17 protein-coding genes are annotated in these 13,149 nt (G+C 58.5%); 9 read left to right on the top strand and 8 right to left on the bottom strand.

The window, feature by feature from the left end; genetic code table 11:
- Position 1: 1 nt before the first annotated feature.
- Positions 2–1,015 (bottom strand): ribosome small subunit-dependent GTPase A, encoded by a 1,014-nt coding sequence (gene rsgA / locus CKALI_RS09015; protein WP_156193036.1) that lies wholly within the window; start codon positions 1,013–1,015, stop codon positions 2–4.
- Positions 1,008–2,315, bottom strand: a complete 1,308-nt coding sequence (gene aroA / locus CKALI_RS09010) for a 3-phosphoshikimate 1-carboxyvinyltransferase (protein WP_156193035.1) — start codon at positions 2,313–2,315, stop codon at positions 1,008–1,010. The genes rsgA and aroA overlap by 8 nt, the downstream gene beginning before the upstream one ends.
- A 19-nt stretch (positions 2,316–2,334) precedes the next feature.
- On the opposite strand from aroA, the gene CKALI_RS09005 reads away from it, so the two are divergent.
- Positions 2,335–2,991 (top strand): SOS response-associated peptidase, encoded by a 657-nt coding sequence (locus CKALI_RS09005; protein WP_156193034.1) that lies wholly within the window; start codon positions 2,335–2,337, stop codon positions 2,989–2,991.
- Here the strand turns inward: CKALI_RS09005 and ybaK are convergent.
- A complete protein-coding gene (ybaK, locus tag CKALI_RS09000) occupies positions 2,968–3,468 on the bottom strand; it encodes a Cys-tRNA(Pro) deacylase (protein ID WP_156193033.1) in 501 nt (166 codons plus the stop codon). The two genes, CKALI_RS09005 and ybaK, sit on opposite strands and share 24 nt — an antisense overlap.
- Before the next feature lie 74 nt (positions 3,469–3,542).
- Here ybaK and CKALI_RS08995 point away from each other — a divergent pair, with 74 nt between their 5' ends.
- From CKALI_RS08995 to CKALI_RS08980, 4 genes are all read left to right on the top strand, one after another.
- Positions 3,543–4,118, top strand: a complete 576-nt coding sequence (locus CKALI_RS08995) for a sigma-70 family RNA polymerase sigma factor (RefSeq protein WP_156193032.1) — start codon at positions 3,543–3,545, stop codon at positions 4,116–4,118.
- Entirely contained in the window at positions 4,115–4,363 is a 249-nt protein-coding gene (rsrA, locus tag CKALI_RS08990) for a mycothiol system anti-sigma-R factor (RefSeq protein ID WP_156193031.1), read from the top strand. Before CKALI_RS08995 ends, rsrA begins: the two co-directional genes overlap by 4 nt.
- A 95-nt stretch (positions 4,364–4,458) precedes the next feature.
- Entirely contained in the window at positions 4,459–5,346 is an 888-nt protein-coding gene (locus tag CKALI_RS08985) for an ABC transporter ATP-binding protein (protein WP_231580450.1), read from the top strand.
- A 2-nt stretch (positions 5,347–5,348) separates the two neighbouring features.
- On the top strand, positions 5,349–6,089 hold the full coding sequence (locus tag CKALI_RS08980) for an ABC transporter permease (RefSeq protein ID WP_156193029.1): 741 nt from the start codon (positions 5,349–5,351) through the stop codon (positions 6,087–6,089).
- A 57-nt stretch (positions 6,090–6,146) separates the two neighbouring features.
- On the opposite strand, the gene CKALI_RS12370 is transcribed toward CKALI_RS08980, so the two are convergent.
- The 3 genes from CKALI_RS12370 to CKALI_RS08965 form a co-directional block, all read right to left on the bottom strand.
- On the bottom strand, positions 6,147–6,221 hold the full coding sequence (locus CKALI_RS12370) for a 50S ribosomal protein bL37 (protein WP_106015642.1): 75 nt from the start codon (positions 6,219–6,221) through the stop codon (positions 6,147–6,149).
- Between the two features lie 75 nt (positions 6,222–6,296).
- The gene (locus CKALI_RS08970; protein WP_156193028.1) at positions 6,297–6,557 is read right to left on the bottom strand and encodes a WhiB family transcriptional regulator; all 261 of its coding nucleotides are present in this window, start codon (positions 6,555–6,557) and stop codon (positions 6,297–6,299) included.
- A gap of 323 nt (positions 6,558–6,880) precedes the next feature.
- Entirely contained in the window at positions 6,881–7,849 is a 969-nt protein-coding gene (locus CKALI_RS08965; protein WP_156193027.1) for a diacylglycerol/lipid kinase family protein, read from the bottom strand.
- A 60-nt stretch (positions 7,850–7,909) separates the two neighbouring features.
- On the opposite strand from CKALI_RS08965, the gene CKALI_RS08960 reads away from it, so the two are divergent.
- Positions 7,910–8,335: a hypothetical protein gene (locus CKALI_RS08960; RefSeq protein WP_407643748.1), complete on the top strand. Its 426-nt coding sequence runs from the start codon at positions 7,910–7,912 to the stop codon at positions 8,333–8,335.
- Here CKALI_RS08960 and CKALI_RS08955 read toward each other — a convergent pair.
- Together CKALI_RS08955 and CKALI_RS08950 are read right to left on the bottom strand one after the other, a co-directional pair.
- Entirely contained in the window at positions 8,332–9,603 is a 1,272-nt protein-coding gene (locus CKALI_RS08955; protein WP_156193026.1) for an Rv3212 family protein, read from the bottom strand. The two genes, CKALI_RS08960 and CKALI_RS08955, sit on opposite strands and share 4 nt — an antisense overlap.
- The gene (locus tag CKALI_RS08950; RefSeq protein ID WP_156193025.1) at positions 9,600–10,964 is read right to left on the bottom strand and encodes a DEAD/DEAH box helicase; all 1,365 of its coding nucleotides are present in this window, start codon (positions 10,962–10,964) and stop codon (positions 9,600–9,602) included. Before CKALI_RS08950 ends, CKALI_RS08955 begins: the two co-directional genes overlap by 4 nt.
- A 149-nt stretch (positions 10,965–11,113) precedes the next feature.
- Here CKALI_RS08950 and CKALI_RS08945 point away from each other — a divergent pair, with 149 nt between their 5' ends.
- From CKALI_RS08945 to CKALI_RS08935, 3 genes are read left to right on the top strand one after another with little or no spacing between them, the layout of a single operon-like run.
- Positions 11,114–11,338 carry a DUF3107 domain-containing protein gene (locus tag CKALI_RS08945; protein WP_156193024.1) on the top strand — a complete coding sequence of 75 codons (225 nt, stop codon included), beginning with the start codon at positions 11,114–11,116 and terminating at the stop codon, positions 11,336–11,338.
- A 33-nt stretch (positions 11,339–11,371) separates the two neighbouring features.
- A complete protein-coding gene (locus CKALI_RS08940) occupies positions 11,372–12,223 on the top strand; it encodes a DUF3152 domain-containing protein (RefSeq protein ID WP_407643770.1) in 852 nt (283 codons plus the stop codon).
- Positions 12,224–12,245: 22 nt separating this feature from the next.
- Positions 12,246–13,115 carry a TIGR02569 family protein gene (locus CKALI_RS08935; protein WP_156193022.1) on the top strand — a complete coding sequence of 290 codons (870 nt, stop codon included), beginning with the start codon at positions 12,246–12,248 and terminating at the stop codon, positions 13,113–13,115.
- Positions 13,116–13,149 lie beyond the last annotated feature (34 nt).

Genomic DNA, 13,149 nt, shown 5'->3' with positions numbered 1-13,149 from the left:
CTTAGTCCTTTTCTATTCCGAGCTCCCAGTCATCGTTGGAGCGAAGCGCTTCGAGGAGCTTGCGTACGGCCTGCGCACGGCGCAAAGAAGCGCCTGTGAGGCTATCTAGCGCGCATTCCGGGTCAGCAGGCGGGCCCATATGGGAACACCCGCGGGGGCAATGTTCGACGGTCTCTGCGAGATCCTCGAATACACCCACCACGGTATCGGCATCTACATGTGCGAGGCCGAAGGAACGAATACCGGGGGTATCAATGATCCAACCACCTTGTGGCAAGCGCAGCGCCACGGACTGGGTTGAGGTGTGCCGGCCCTTGCCGACGCCCGATACTGCGCCAGTGGCGCGGTCGGCATCGGGGACCAAGCGGTTGACCAGGGTTGATTTTCCTACCCCGGAATGCCCAATCAGGGCGGTGACGTTGTCAGCAACGATGCCTTGAACTTCATCTAGGTTGTCGTTCACACCCGCGATGACCACTGGGATGTCGAGGTCTGCGAACTCGGCGGCAAAGGTTGCCGGATCTGCGAGATCAGACTTGGTCAGGCACAGCACAGGCTTGAGGTGTCCTACGTAGGCCGCAACCAGCGCTCGTTCGACGAACCCGGCACGCGGCGGGGGATCGGCCACCGCAGTGACGATGAGCAGCTGGTCAGCATTGCCTACGACAATGCGTTCATACGGGTCAGTGTCATCGGCGGTGCGGCGCAGGACGCTGGTCCGCTCCTCAAGCCGAACGATGCGCGCGAGGCTACCTGCACGCCCAGTGGTGTCGCCGACTACGCCGACGCGATCGCCCACCACAATGTTCGTCCGCCCCAACTCTTTGGCCCGCATGCAGACGACCGGTTCGATCTCTCCGTCCAGAACCACTCCCCATCGTCCACGGTCCTTAGATACTACCATGCCGAGTTGGGCGTCCTCGTGCGTCGGCCGATCCTTCGTTCGCGGGCGGGAGCCCTTGCGACCCGGACGAATGCGGACGTCGGATTCGTCGAAGTAGCGACGGCTACCCATCGATCATTGCCTGCCACATGAGCTCGAAGCCGGGAAGAGTCTTAGACGTGGTCTGGATGTCCTCTACGAGCACGCCCTCCGTAACGAGGCCGATGATCGCACCCGCGGTAGCCATCCGGTGGTCGGCGTATGAGTGCCACACACCGCCGGCCAGCGGAGCCGGTTCGATGACTAAGCCATCGGGGACTTCGGTACAGTTGCCACCCAGGCCATTGATCTCGGTGGACAGGGCAAACAGTCGGTTCGTTTCGTGCCCGCGCAAGTGGGAGATGCCCTCCAAACGGCTTGGCGTGGAGGCCAGCGCAGCCAGCGCCGCGACGGTTGGGGTCAGCTCGCCGATATCGGACAGATCAATGGTGATGCCCTTGAGCTGACCGCGAGGCGGGCCAGTGACGACCAGATCGTGCCCGGCACCATTCGCGCGAAACTCCGTGGTGCAACCCATCTGCTCCAGGATTCCCCGAATTGCGTCCCCAGCCTGATGCGTCTGCATTGGCCAGTGGCTGATTCCAACTTGGCCGCCGGTGACGGCGGCAGCTGCGAGAAACGGAGTCGCGTTCGACAGATCAGGCTCGATGGCCCAGACTTGGCCGTCAATAAGCCCCGGCCAGACCCGCCACTCGTTCGGAACTGTGGCGTCCACGCGTACCCCGGCTTGGCGCAGCATGTCTACGGTCATCTCCACATGGGGCATCGACGGCAGGCGACCGCCCACGTGCCGGACGGTTAGCCCTTCGGAGAAACGAGCGCCAACGAGCAGCAGCCCGGAGACGAATTGGGAGGAAGCGCTGGCATCGATCTCGACTAGACCACCGCAGACCTCGCCGGTGCCTTCCACCGTGAAAGGGAGACTGTCGCCGGAGACTGCAACTCCGAGGGTGCGGAGCGCGTCAAGAATTGTATTCATTGGGCGTACCCGAGCCTGCGGATCGCCGTCAAAGAATACGGTGCCCTTGGCTAGTGCCGCAACTGGGGGAACAAATCGCATGACGGTGCCTGCCAGGCCGCACGCAATGGAGCCACCAACTAACTCGCCCGGCTCGACCCGAATAGTGGTGGTGGGGCTGCCATGGCTTGGCTCGGTGCGGGTAATGACGGCGCCAAGCTCTTCAAGTGCGGTCATCATCAGTTCCGAATCGCGACTAATAAGCGCACCCTTCAACGTCGAGGGATAGCTCGCGAGCGCCGATAAAATCAGAGCTCGGTTGGTCATCGACTTCGAACCGGGCACCGAAACGTTCCAGGTGATCGGGCCCTCGGCCACCGGAGCCGGCCACTGCGCTAAACCTTGAGATTCCATGCACTCCATAATAGGTGGTATGTGCGGACGCTTTGTTCTCTTTACAACAGGTGAGTCTCTGCTGCGAGCCACCGCAGAGCTTATCGACGACCCAACCCGCCCCACCCGGGCACCCCACGGGGCTCCGCCACCCCGCTACAACATCGCACCCACGAACGTCATTCCGATCGTGCGGTTCTTGGCGGAGGAAACCTTGCTGGAACCCGCGCGCTGGGGGCTGCTGCCGCATTGGAAAAAGGACCTGACCGGGGCACCGCTCTTTAATGCGCGAGCGGAAACCATCGCGGAAAAGCCCTCGTTCCGCGATGCCTACAAGCGGGGACGCTGCGTGATCCCGCTCGATGGCTACTACGAGTGGCACGAAAAGAAGCCCTACTTTGTGCGTCCTGCGGACGGGGGAATGCTGTGGGCAGCCGGGCTGTGGGCCACGGGCTTGGATCAGCTGTCGGCCACGATGGTGACCACTGATTCCGTCGCCCCGCTTGACTGGCTGCACCATCGGCTGCCACGGTTCCTCACCAGGGAAGAAGTGGCGCCGTGGCTTACCGGAGCGACGGATCTGCTGCACCCGAGCCCAGCCCACCTGGTGTCCTCGTTGGTGACTTCGCCCGCGGACCCCGCTGTGGGCAACGTCCGCAATGACTACCCGGAGTTAATCAGCGACCAGGTCAGCTAGCTGGGCGTTTGTTGCCTGTTGGAGTGCCTGTGCGCTGAGTTCGATGTCGAGCCCGCGTCGCCCGCCGGAGACGAAAATCGTGTCCCAGTTCGTGGCGCTGTGGTCGATGACCGTGGGCAGGGGGTTCTTTTGCCCGATGGGGGAGATGCCTCCCACTACGTAGCCGCTACTGCGCTCGGCAAGCTTGGGGTCGGCCATAGTCACCTTCGACACGCCGTGCGCCTTGGCTGCCTTCTTCAGGCTCAGCTCATGCGACACGGGCAGGCAACACACCGCTAGTTCGCGCCGGGGACCTTTTCCTGCGGTCAGATCAACCACTAGCGTCTTGAAGACCCGCTCTTTGGCAGCTTGCAGCGCCCCGGCTGCTTCCTCACCATAATGCGTTCCAGTTACCTCAAAAGTATGCAACGTATAGCTGAGTCCCGTCTTTTCTAAGGCGACGAGCGCTGCTGTTCCAGCTTGCTTCTTCCTAGCCACGTCTCTCTCACTTTCTCAATGCGCCTAGAATAGACGAAAGCTTAGCTGCGAAAAAAGAAAGGCCTGCAACCGCGATGAATGACCCCGCGCTGGTCGCGAGATTTGAAGCGGACGCGCTCCCGCTTCTCGACCAACTCTACGGCGGAGCCCTTCGCCTGACCCGAAACCCCGCAGATGCGGAGGACTTGGTCCAGGAAACCTACATGAAGGCCTTCAAATCTTTCGATAGCTTCAAAGAAGGCACGAACCTCAAGGCCTGGCTGTACCGGATTATGACCAATACGTACATCAATTCCTACCGTAAGGCTCAGCGTGAGCCAGCTCAGTTACCCACGGAGGAAATCACGGATTACCAGCTGTATTCCACCTCATCGCACCTGTCCACCGGTTTGGACTCTGCCGAGGTAGAAGCATTGAAAACCTTGCCGGATAACGACATCGTCGCTGCACTGAACGACCTCAGTGAGGAATACCGCATGGTCGTCTACTACGTGGACATCGAGGGCCTTGCGTACAAAGAGGTGGCGGAAATCCTGGATGTGCCCATCGGCACAGTGATGTCTCGGTTGCACCGTGGAAGAAAACAGCTGCGAAAAGTGTTAAAGGAAGTAGCGATCAGTTACGGAATCGGAGCGAAGGAAGAGAAATGACAAGCAAGCCTTGCGACTGCAGCTGTACAGATGCGGTTCTTCTCCTCAGCGAGCTTCTCGACGGCGAGTGCACCCCGGCCGCGCAGGAGAAGCTTCGCGCCAAGATTGCCTCCTGCCCGCATTGCTTTGAAAAGCTTGGCGTGGAGGAAGAAATTAGGGCTATCCTTCGTCGCTCGTGCGCAGAGTCAGCACCGGTTACGCTGCGGCGGCGAATTTCGGTGTCCATCCGCCTAGAACGAGGGTAGCGTTTGTCCTGGCCCCTGCCACTTTGCACTGTCTACACTGGAAGTAGGATTCCACAGTAGAGGAGTGCGATGTGAAAGCGGTCAGGTGTGAGAATGTGCACCGCCTTTATGGAGATTTCCCAGCGTTAGACGGTGTAAATCTCACTGTCGAGTCGCACCAGATTTTCGGCCTCATTGGCCCGAATGGCTCGGGGAAAACGACCCTTCTCAATCAGCTCCAGGGGATAGACGCTCCCACCTCGGGCCGGGTTGAGGTTCTAGGGTTGGATCCGATAAAGCAGCGAAATGAGTTGACGCTGCGTATCGGCTCTCAGCTGCAGGAAGCCGCAGTGATCCCCCGGCTCAAAGTGATCGAAGCGCTCCGGACCTTTGCGGCCTTTTACCCTTCGCATCGAGATCCGACTGAGCTGCTTGAGATGGTTGGTTTGTCGGGTAAGGCCAACGCGTGGATCGATAAGCTTTCAGGCGGGCAGCGACAGCGAGTGTTCATTGCGCTCGCCTTGCTCAACGATGCAGAACTTTTGTTCTTTGATGAACTTACCTCCGCTGTAGATCCCCAATCGCGTCTAAAGATCTGGGACATTCTGCGGGGTCTCCGCGAGCAACAGCGCACGATTGTGCTCACCACGCACTCGATGGAAGAAGCAGCAGCGCTGTGTGACACCATCGCCATCATCGATAACGGGAAGATCATCGCCGAGGGGCCGGTTTCCGAACTTATCGAACGTTATGGTGGCGGGGATGAATTGACCCTAGAAACATCAGAGCTAGATTCCGGGATTCTGGCTGGACTGCCCGGCGTGCGGTCTGTACAGCAACATCAGGAGTCTCTGAGTGTTCGAGGGGTTGGAAACTTTGTGCCTGCGGTCTTGTCCGAGCTTTATTCTCGAGGGGTAGAAATCCGGAGTTTGGACATCCACAAAGCAACACTGGAGAGTGTGTTCTTAGAGCTGACCGGTCGTCGAACTTTGGAGGTGCATTGAAAATGCGTGGCTACCCGCAGCTGACCAAGGCATTGTTGGCCTCAATGTCCCGTGACCCGATTGGCTTCTTCTTCCTCGTCTTCTTTTCGCCATTGCTCCTGATCATTTTCGGCCAGATTTTCGGCAATGAACCCGATCCAGAATTCGGCGGTAGGGGCTTCATTGACAATATGCTGCCGGGACTCACAGTGATCGCCATCATGATGACCGGCGTCATGGCCATCCCACAAAACCACTTGGCTCTGCGAGCGAGCGGGGCACTCGCCCGGCTGCGGGTGACACCTCTGCGAGCCCGGACTTTCGTGGCAGCTGACCTTACGGTGAATTTCCTGTTGGGCTTCGTCGGTGCTGCTTTGACCCTAGTTTTAGGCGTGCTGGTATTCGACATCGAGGCACCCAAGCATGTGCTTGGAGTCCTCGCTGCCTTCGCGCTGGGTCTTCTTGCGATGATGGCCATTGGGTACACCTTGGCATCGCTTTATCCGAGCGTCGCAGCGGCAACGGGCATCGGCAATGTTTTGATGATTGTGCTCATGTTGACTTCGGGGGCATTTATCCCAAAGTCGGTTTTGCCTGCTGGAATTGAGAAAGTGATGAATGCCTCGCCGGTCTTTCACCTCGCTGAGCTCGTGCGGGCCTCGTGGGCTGGTAATTCGTGGCCCACCATTTCCTCAATGGTTGTGGTTGGAACTTTGGTGGTGTTTGGTGTGTTGGGAACAGTGCTTTTCCGGTGGAATAAGTAGCAAAAGAGCACCTGCAAGAATGACTCTGCAGGTGCTCTTTTGACGCGATATATGAACTTATGCGTTAGGGCGCTTACCGTGGTTAGCTTTGCCCTTACGACGGTCCTTGCGCTTGCGGCCACGCTTGCTCATGGCTGCCTCCTTATACGAAATTGAAAGAGAAAATAGTCTCACTCACTGTAGTGGAGTGAGTGATGAAGTTGTTAATTAGACGGTGGTGCGGGTACGGCCGCGACCGCGGTTCTTGCGGCGACGCAGGGCGCGACGCTCGTCTTCGCTCATGCCACCCCAAACGCCAGCATCCTGGCCGGACTCGAGTGCCCATGCGAGGCACTGGGAGGTGACTGGGCAGCGGTTGCAGACCATCTTGGCTGCAGCGATCTGTGCGAGAGCTGGTCCGGAATTGCCTACTGGGAAGAAGAGCTCTGGGTCTTCATCGCGGCATACTGCTTCGTGGCGCCAATCCATGGTGTTTCTCCTAATAAAAGTTCTTACAATACGTTCAAAGGTCAGTCTCTTGGTGTGCAACGCTCACCGGGGACAGCGAAGACTAAGGAGTGCTGCTGGGAGCAATGCCCAGGACACCCTTTGCTTGTTGTGGGTGGCGGTTGTGGCGGTGATGAAGGGCTAGGGTGCTAGCCGGCTCCGTTAGGAGCAGTGTTCATCAGGGCTTAACCTGTTGTACTCAAAGAGTTCGACTGCAGTTTTTCAACCCGTCGTTTTTGTTACCGATGAATCATGACACGTCCGCACGATCTTGGCTAGACCTAAACGCTATTTTGTGGCCAAGATCACTCAATATTTGTCGGATTTGGGCAAATTACATCGATTGCTTTGGGCACAGTGGAGATGTTTAGCGTGGAAGTAATACCGGCATATTCGCCGTCTACCTGCCACTTCAAAGGCTTCGTAGACTCGAGTGTGATTGCGACAGCATCGTCAACTCGCGTTTCCTGTGCATCGACCGGAAAACCGTGCATTCCCGTCAGCGAAGAGCGAGCCACGTTCATAACGGCACGGATGCCACCAATGTCCGAAAGTTCACTTAAGGCATACAGGCTACAGCCGTCCTCGATGCTGTGCTGAGGGTTAGTCACAATCGGTACCGGGCCGGCGTACGTCCATGGGTTCGTATTGGACACAATGATGAAAGGAACATCTCCGGTGACAACTTCTCCGTCTCGGCGGGAAGCCTCGAAGTGAATGTGCGGCGGAGTATGGCGCAGTGCTCGCCAAGCTCCGAAAGAGACAACGGAGTAGTTCCACGGGGTGGCCGGAATGCCGTGGCCGCGCAGGCGGTCCATCGTGTTGATGATTTCGGCATCGAAACCGAAACCTACGTTCACGCAAAACCAACGGTCATTGACGCGGCCGACCGGGAGGCGTCGATAAGTGCCTGCTTTCATCAGTTCGGCGAGCTGGGCAGTCGCCTCCGCCGGGTCATTTGGGAAGCCTAGTGCGCGGACAAACACATTGGCCGAGCCGGTTGGGATGATGCCAACCTTGGGCTGGCGCTCGGGATCCGGGGTATCGCCGATGAGACCACTGACCACCTCATTGACTGTTCCGTCGCCGCCGATAACGATGACCGCATCGAAATCATCCCGGGTCAGGCCACGAACCGTTTCCGCAGCATGCCCCTGATAGTGCGTGGGACGAGCGTGAATGTCAGCAACGTCCAGCAAAGGGGCCAGAGCCTTTCGAAAGACCTTGTCAGTGAGACTGGTCGAATTCGGATTGGAGAGCACGAGGCAACGCATAACAAGACACTTTAGTGGGTCTGTGCCCACCGTGGGAGCCAAGCAAGCTAGGATGTGCCTGTGACGAAAACGAAATCTCCTGTGCCCGCTCCCGTCAAATACGCTGGATACCTGGCCATGATCCAGTCGCTGGTCGGACTGGGATTTGCCGCAGTATTGATCTATCGCGAAATCGTGGGCGAACGAGATGCAAGCATCGTCACAGACACTGACGCTCGGGCCGGACTGATCGGCTACGGAACAGCGATCTACTTCATCATCATTTTCGGTGCGGTGCTGGCGGGTGCGCTCAGCATGAATGCCGGACGTCGCTGGGGACGCGGACCGGTTGCCATGCTGGAGATGTTCTTGCTGGTGGTGGCGTACTACATGTGGTCAGCGGGCCAGCCGGTGTGGGCGGGCATTACTGCGGTTTCTGCGGTCCTCGGTCTTGGCCTGTTATTCAACTCAAAGTCGCTGGCCTGGGCCACGGCCAACCACCGTTAGCCGCCCAGGCCCACCAGGGTATCGCCGCGCTTTTCGACGACCGTCGTTCCAGCAACCGTGAGCGCCACGCGTCCTTGGTAGTCGCCACGGTCGACGGGGATGGTTGACTCGATTTGGCCGTTAGCCCAATTGCCGACCGCGATTCCGCCCTCAATCGGGAACATGATGCGGTCACCAACAGCGACACCTGTGCCGAGTGCTCCTTCAAAAATGACTTCCGCAGCCAGGGACGCCGGGTTCAGCAGGTAAAGGCGTTCACCGTCGAACCAGGTCATATGATGGGGGAGATCGGCGGTTTCGGGGGAAAAAGCCAGATCCGGCGTATTTTCCACATGATCAGCAATGAGCGGGCTGCTCTTCACATCGAGTCGTGCTTTCTCCTTGCCCTGATCGTCATAGGTGATCAGCTTGGCTGGGGCACCAGGAACGTAGACGGCCGCTGCTGTTTGGCCGACGGCGATGAGTTGGGAGTCTGTGCCGGGGATTGCAACGTCGGCTTTAATTTTCGGCTTGCGGGAGTCTTCTGGGGTCGTAGCCTGGAAACGCAGCATTGAGTTGTTTGGCTGGTCAGGGCACTTCTCGACCACAGCAAGCAGTTCTTTGCGGGTGAGGGCGGAAGAGATGACACAATTCTCGTGAGGCTGCAGGTTCGCCTCTTGCTTAGCTACCTTGTCGCCGTATTCCACGGTGCGAACGAGGTCGCTGCGCCACAGTTCTACCCGTTCTGAATTGACGATACCGACGCGGTCATTGGATGAGATCGGTAGCACCTCGTCCCGGCTTGGGGCACTGCGAGTAGAGCGGTACGTGCCAGTTTTGGCATCAATTTGGGTGACATCTCCGCAACCAGCCGCATTGCGATACGTAACGACGACGGATCCGAAAGCTGCGCCGAGTGAGCAGACACCGAGGTCGCGTTCGTAGGACCATACCGGCTCGCCGGTAGTGGCATCGTGGGCGACGACGGTGCCACCTTCAGCTGAGATGACGAGGCCTTCGGAAATCAGTGGCCGGGTGAGGCTGGGGACCGCTGGATTGGATACGCGCCAGCGCTCGTGTAGAGCTGTAGGGGCGGAAGCAAGTGCACCAGGGTTGGTGTAGGTCTCAGCCGGGGGAACGAGGTCCGAATGCCGTATCGGCGCGGTAGCCCATACTGTTCCCACACCGACCAGGGCAGCGGTAGCTAGCACAGTGGCCGCGATGAGGTCCTTCTTCGATCGTTGCAATGGGCCTGTCGAAGCCTGGGGATGACGATTGTGATCGCTCACCTCTTGCGTGCCTTTCGCCGGGGTCGTGGGGAAGTGATTCGCTCTGCGGTTTCATCGCGCTTCGAATCGCCGTGCCGTGACCCCGTACGTGGTCCACGAAGTCGCTGCGTGCTGCTGAAACCACCGAAGACGCGTCGAGATTCGCCAACGCTCGCCTGCGCGTCTTCTGGGATACCCAGCATGGAGTACAGCTCAGGAGAGGTTGAGAACAGCCGTGGCGGTTCCGGCATATCGAGGCCGAGCTCAGAGTTGATCGCCTGCCATTTCGATAGTTCATCGTAACCTACCAAAGTGATGGCGATGCCACTGTGGCCCGCCCGACCGGTACGGCCAATACGGTGCACGTAGGTCATCGGGTCATCGGGGGTCTGGTAATTAATCACGTGGGTGACATCGTCAACATCGATACCTCGTGCTGCGACATCTGTTGCGACGAGAATATCTATGATTCCGTCGCGGAATGCCTGAAGGGACTCTTCACGGGCGACCTGTCCGAGATCTCCGTGGACGGCGCCGACGGTGAAGCCGGCTACACCGAGATCGTTGGCCACTTCCGCGGCGCTGCGCTTGGTGCGGGTAAAGATAATGGTGCGACCACGATCAGCGCATTGAAGTGCGCGGACGATGATTGCTACCTTGTCCATTTGGTGTGCCTGCAGGACGACCTGTTTGGTCGTGGCGTGGGTCTGTTGGGAACCGGCGCTCTCAGCACGGATATGGATCGGTTTGGTCATGAAACTACGCGCTAAGCCAAGGATTGGGCCGGGCATCGTCGCAGAGAACAACATGGTTTGGTGCTGATGGGTCAGCGCCTCCAGCAGCTTTTCGATAGCGGGCAAGAAACCAAGGTCGAGCATCTCGTCCGCTTCATCGAGAACCAAGATGGCCACCTGGTCGAGCTTCAAGGCGCCTTGATTGTGGAGATCGATGAGGCGACCCGGAGTTCCGACAATGACGTCGACCCCCGCCCGCAAAGCGTCAATCTGCTCCTCGTAGGGGCGACCGCCGTAGACAGTGAGCACGCGAACCGGGGTGAACTTTGCCACCTGCTCGAGATCTGCGGACACCTGAACTGCCAGCTCACGGGTGGGAGTCACCACCAAAGCGCGGGGCGTGCCATCGAGCTCCGCAATGTCTGCCGAATCGAAGACTCGGTCAAGCAGCGGAACACCGAACCCTAGAGTCTTGCCCATGCCGGTGCGGGCCTGGCCAATGATGTCCGTGCCATCGAGGGCGATAGGAAGGGTGAGCTCTTGGATGGCGAAGGTGTGGACAATGCCACGTTCGCTCAGCGCTTGGCAGATTTCCGCCGCGACGCCGAGCTCAGCAAACGTGGGGCTGGGTGGTTGTTGAGCAGACACGTTGTTGATCCTAGTCAATGAACAGCCCTTTTGACACCAGCTCAGCCCGCTCACCCATTTGCCAGGCGACCGGACTAATATGAACCGGATACAGCGATGCTGCTTCGAGCGTCTCGCTGGGTAAGAAAAACTGTAGAGAAAAGGACGTTATGGACATCAAAATTGGTTTTAGTGACAGCCCTCGCGAGCTCGCCTTTTCCACCGATACTCCGAAAGAGGAGTTGCAGGCGCGTGTGAGCGAAGTACTCGCTCAGGACAATGGGATGCTGGAGCTTCACGACGACCGTGGCCGCACTTTCCTGGTTAAGGGCTCCCGCATTGCCTATGTCGAGTTGGGCTCTGCCTCGACCCGTCCGGTGGGATTCATCGGTTAATCTGCTGTTATGACTGCTCATCCTGAACCGCCATTGGTGAGGTTTGCCCGAGAGTACGGGTGGCGTGCGTATGCCATTCCAGTACTTTTGGTCATCACCATCTGGGTTTTTGTTGACGTTGTTCGCGGAACGGGAGAGCAGGAAACCGGTGAGGCTGCGCGGACTTCGGTGGCATCAGCCAACGAGGCAACGCCTTCTAGAGGTAACGGTCCAGTTCCGGCCGATGCGAAGCCTATCAATTTGCCGACCGGTGAATTGCCTGTTGGCGGAGCTTTTACCGAGGCCGGCGATAAGTCATACCGCATCGTTGGAAACCCTGGCCCGAAAGTCGGCGAGGGGCGTGAGCAAGCGGTGACCTACGTGGTGGAAGTAGAAAACGGCGTCGATACGGCTGCGTATGGTGGCGACGCTGCTGTTGCGGCAATGGTGGACGCCACCTTGTCTAACCCCATGAGTTGGACGAAAGATCCTGCCTTTTCTTTCCAGCACGTCCGCGCCGAGGATAACCCTACGTTGCGCATCCAACTGACCTCCGTAGGAACGACGCATGAGCTGTGTGGCCAGGATATCGCCATGGAAACGAGCTGCTTTACTTCCGATGGGCAGCGCGTCGTATTGAATGAGTCCCGTTGGGTTCGAGGCGCAATTACCGCCCAGGGAGATATTGGCAGTTACCGCCAGTACTTGATTAATCATGAGGTAGGGCATGCGTTGGGCTTTGCTGGCCACGCAGCGTGTCCACAAAGCGGTGAGCTAGCGCCGATCATGATGCAGCAGACCTTGAGTTTGAATAACTCGGAATTGCACCAGTTGGACCCGAATGAAGCTTATCCGGATGATCAGATGACGTGTGAGTTTAATCCGTGGCCGTTTCCGCGACCGTAGCAGTGTGTGAAAGGAAGAATCGATGAGCGCAGCAACTGGTGAACCGTTGGTACCCGAGCATGTTCGAGCGGCCTTTCATGCCGAGACTGGCGATGCGGTTCCCATGGGATACGCCTGGGACTACGGGTTTCGAATCGGCCAGGTGGTTCTCAGTCCGGTGCTGGATCCGGACAACGCAGCGTGGTCTGCCAAGGTGCGCGAACACCTCCAAGTCGAGGGATTACGCGTTGCCCGTCCGGTGCGCTCGACAGACGGTCGCTTCATTGTCGCAGGTTGGAAGGCCACTAGTTTTGGTGCCGGTGAGCTAGCTTCCGGACGTGTCGACGAAGTCGTCCTTGCGGGGCTCCGCCTTGCGGACGCACTGGCGCAGCTGCCAGCACCCGACTTTGTCGCCGGTCCAGTCACCACAGCGTGGGAACCAAAGGAGATTTACCGCGTCGCCGACCAGGCTGCGTGGGCCGATGATCCTGCAGCAGTGCTGGCCGTAGGTTTAGACGGTGATGCTATTGCCAATGATGAGTTGAAATCTGCTTTGCTTCTCGCGGCTCGCATCAGCGCGCTGATTCCGGAAATCGCTGCACCTTCTCATGTCGGCCACGCCGATATGCTCACCACCACGCTGTTTTCGGGGAGTCAAGCGCCACTGGTCACTGATTTGGTGGCAACGGTCCGGCCACATGGTTACACCGCGGCCTTGGCTGCGGTAGATGGCATGCTTTTCGACGCCACTGACCCCGCCATCATGCACCGATTCTCGCATGTTCCCGATTTCACGGCGCTGCTCATGCGTGCGCTGCTCTATCGAGTCTTCGTCGCGGCACTTCGTGGCGCTGAGCAGGGGAACATCACTGAGCGTTTGGAACGCGTCGCGGATCTCCTCATCAAGGGGTAGAACACATGTTCCAAAAGTTGGGGGTGGTAGAGCG

Source organism: Corynebacterium kalinowskii (genome assembly GCF_009734385.1).
GTDB lineage: Bacteria > Actinomycetota > Actinomycetes > Mycobacteriales > Mycobacteriaceae > Corynebacterium > Corynebacterium kalinowskii.
Note: the sequence above shows the minus strand (reverse complement) of the source record. Positions and strands in the feature narration are given on the sequence as shown.

What these genes read in the sequence shown, in the direction of transcription:
- aroA (WP_156193035.1), bottom strand. Translation starts at nt 2,315, where the DNA reads ATGGAATCTCAAGGTTTAGCGCAGTGGCCGGCTCCGGTGGCCGAGGGC.
- CKALI_RS08995 (WP_156193032.1), top strand. Translation starts at nt 3,543, where the DNA reads ATGAATGACCCCGCGCTGGTCGCGAGATTTGAAGCGGACGCGCTCCCG.
- CKALI_RS09005 (WP_156193034.1), top strand. Translation starts at nt 2,335, where the DNA reads ATGTGCGGACGCTTTGTTCTCTTTACAACAGGTGAGTCTCTGCTGCGA.
- CKALI_RS08970 (WP_156193028.1), bottom strand. Translation starts at nt 6,557, where the DNA reads ATGGATTGGCGCCACGAAGCAGTATGCCGCGATGAAGACCCAGAGCTC.
- CKALI_RS08980 (WP_156193029.1), top strand. Translation starts at nt 5,349, where the DNA reads ATGCGTGGCTACCCGCAGCTGACCAAGGCATTGTTGGCCTCAATGTCC.
- rsgA (WP_156193036.1), bottom strand. Translation starts at nt 1,015, where the DNA reads ATGGGTAGCCGTCGCTACTTCGACGAATCCGACGTCCGCATTCGTCCG.
- CKALI_RS08935 (WP_156193022.1), top strand. Translation starts at nt 12,246, where the DNA reads ATGAGCGCAGCAACTGGTGAACCGTTGGTACCCGAGCATGTTCGAGCG.
- CKALI_RS08965 (WP_156193027.1), bottom strand. Translation starts at nt 7,849, where the DNA reads ATGCGTTGCCTCGTGCTCTCCAATCCGAATTCGACCAGTCTCACTGAC.
- CKALI_RS08945 (WP_156193024.1), top strand. Translation starts at nt 11,114, where the DNA reads ATGGACATCAAAATTGGTTTTAGTGACAGCCCTCGCGAGCTCGCCTTT.
- rsrA (WP_156193031.1), top strand. Translation starts at nt 4,115, where the DNA reads ATGACAAGCAAGCCTTGCGACTGCAGCTGTACAGATGCGGTTCTTCTC.